Annotated in this window: 1 protein-coding gene and 2 pseudogenes; all 3 read left to right on the top strand. The window is 41.6% G+C overall.

Annotated elements, in window-relative coordinates:
- Positions 1–122: 122 nt before the first annotated feature.
- A pseudogene (locus AACX68_RS06305) lies at positions 123–305 on the top strand (IS1096 element passenger TnpR family protein); the annotation flags it as partial.
- A 9-nt stretch (positions 306–314) separates the two neighbouring features.
- Positions 315–569, top strand: a complete 255-nt coding sequence (locus AACX68_RS06300) for a hypothetical protein (protein WP_228860832.1) — start codon at positions 315–317, stop codon at positions 567–569.
- Positions 570–772: 203 nt separating this feature from the next.
- A pseudogene (locus AACX68_RS06295) lies at positions 773–1,894 on the top strand (ISKra4 family transposase); the annotation flags it as partial.
- Positions 1,895–2,269 lie beyond the last annotated feature (375 nt).

The following is a 2,269-nucleotide window of genomic DNA, read 5'->3' as shown; positions in this document are numbered from 1 at the left end:
TTTATTTTTTCCCTGAAAAAGCAAGAAAAAAGTCATACACAATAAGGACATTTATTGGTGAGTGCAAAATTGATCTTATTTTTTATATTGAGAGTTTTTAGAGGTTACCTAAAGATTACGGCATTTTCTACTCCGGTGGGATTGCATTTTCTGATAACCCTTACAAAATCGCGCTGGATGACTTTGGATTTGATGCCGGTGACCGTTTTACCTACGAGTACAACTTTTTCGAGCATTGGTTTCACGATATCCGTATTGAAACTATTCTCGAAAATTCTAACCTAACGTCTCCTTTTTGTCTGGCCGGAAACAGAATGCCCGGGGCGACGTTAGCCGATGAAGCCGATAAAACACTGGCACTGTTCAACGCGATTATTCATGCTGATGAAACAACCATGATCGGAGAGATCCGTTCATTGGTTGAGGCACTTGATGCCGTCAAATTCAACCACCAAAAGATTAATCGCCAATTAAGTCGGCTCAATCTTGATTCACCTGAACTTGAACCCATCGTGATAGGGTGTTTGAACGGGCACTCATTCGAGAGAGGCAAACCGAAGGGATCGTAGCAAAAAAACAGCGCGTGGAACGAACGAGCAGGCCGCCTGCGGATATCAGTAAATTACCCCAAATAGACGCGTTAAGAGCGAAAGGCATCAAGTTAAAGCTGGCCTGCGATAACGTAGGCTTAGGCGTTTCTACGTATTATAAATTGCGTCACCAGCTAAAAAACGGGGGAATACAGTAGCCACAACCCCGGGAGGACAGCATCATGCAATTCGCAATCCAAATCGCTGTGATCGATAAATCGAGGTATCGCCATACTGAGACTCTATTCATGATAGAAAAACAGAAGGATTCCCCCAATGACATTGGGCTTTCCCTGTCTGAATCCAAATTGCTTTTGAATGCTATCCAGCAATCGGTGATCCAGAAACAGGCGGCTGAATATCTGGATGAACTTCGTGCTTGTCCCCATTGTCAACGAAACCGGCGGATAAAAGGCAAACAGACCATCCAATACCGTACCTTGTTTGGCATTATTCCCGTGGAGGGATTTCGGGTTTACCGGTGTGCGTGTAAGAAACATTCAACCCAAACCGTTAGCCTGCTCAATCACTGGTGTGATACGCATATTCATCCGGAACTTAAATACATAGAAACCCGGTGGGCATCACTGGTGTCTTATGGATTGACCGCCAGTCTGCTCAAAGATATTCTTCCGGTGGAGGAACACGTTAATGCCGCCACCGTCAGAAATCATCGTTGCCAGACAGCCAAGCGACAAGAGGCCGAATTAGAGGGGTTACCTGATTTTCTCACCGGTGATCCCAGAGGATGGGGAAACTTACCTAAACCGGGAAAACCGATGACGGTGGGCATTGATGGAGGTTACGTCAGAAATCGGGACGACAGAAAACATCATTTCGAAGTCATCGCCGGAAAATCATAAGCGGCTAATGTTCCGACCAAACGTTTTGGTCTTGTGCAATGTCTGGAAAATCATCCCCGAAGAAAACTCATTGCCCAGTTATCTTTACAGGGAATGCAGGCGAATCAACAAATTACTTTCTTATCGGATGGTGCTGATAATCTCAGGGATCTGCAATTTAACCTGTACCCCGAATCCCAGCACGTATTGGATTGGTTGCATATCACGATGCGTCTGACAATACTAAAACAATATGCCAAAGGAGTATCAAAAAGCGCACCTGAACTCGGTGCCGAATTATTGGACTTTTTGACCAGCACAAAATGGTATCTTTGGCATGGAAATGCGATGAAGGCATTAGAACACCTGGATGATTGTGCCGCTATGTGTGATGAGGACATATTGCATTATGAAAATAAGAAATCCTTGTCAAAACATATCGATGAAATGTATACCTATATGTAGATACTGCTGATCAAGTTGAACCTGCTTTGAAATGTACAACGGGAAAACCAGTAAAAATTAGCGATATAGGTGATAATATTACAAATATTGTAAACCAAGGAGCGAATCTAAGAGAGGTGGGATTAGGTATTACAAGTTACTATACTGTTAAAGGTGTTGGATTAAATACTTCTAACTATACTCAAATATATCCTTTAGTATCGAACCAAGATCCATTATTATCGTTGTTACTTTGACATAATTAATCATTGACAAAAAGAAACAAAAAAATAATGTTTTAAACTGAATTAACTTGAAACTTTACAGTGAGATCATACTGTAGTAAAAAATGACATTGAAGATCACAAAATTAATTAAATAATTTAACAAAAC

This window comes from Xenorhabdus sp. PB61.4, from assembly GCF_963894935.1.
Classification (GTDB): domain Bacteria; phylum Pseudomonadota; class Gammaproteobacteria; order Enterobacterales; family Enterobacteriaceae; genus Xenorhabdus; species Xenorhabdus stockiae.
The sequence above is the reverse complement of the archived record's forward strand: the minus strand, read 5'-3'. Positions and strand labels throughout refer to the sequence as shown.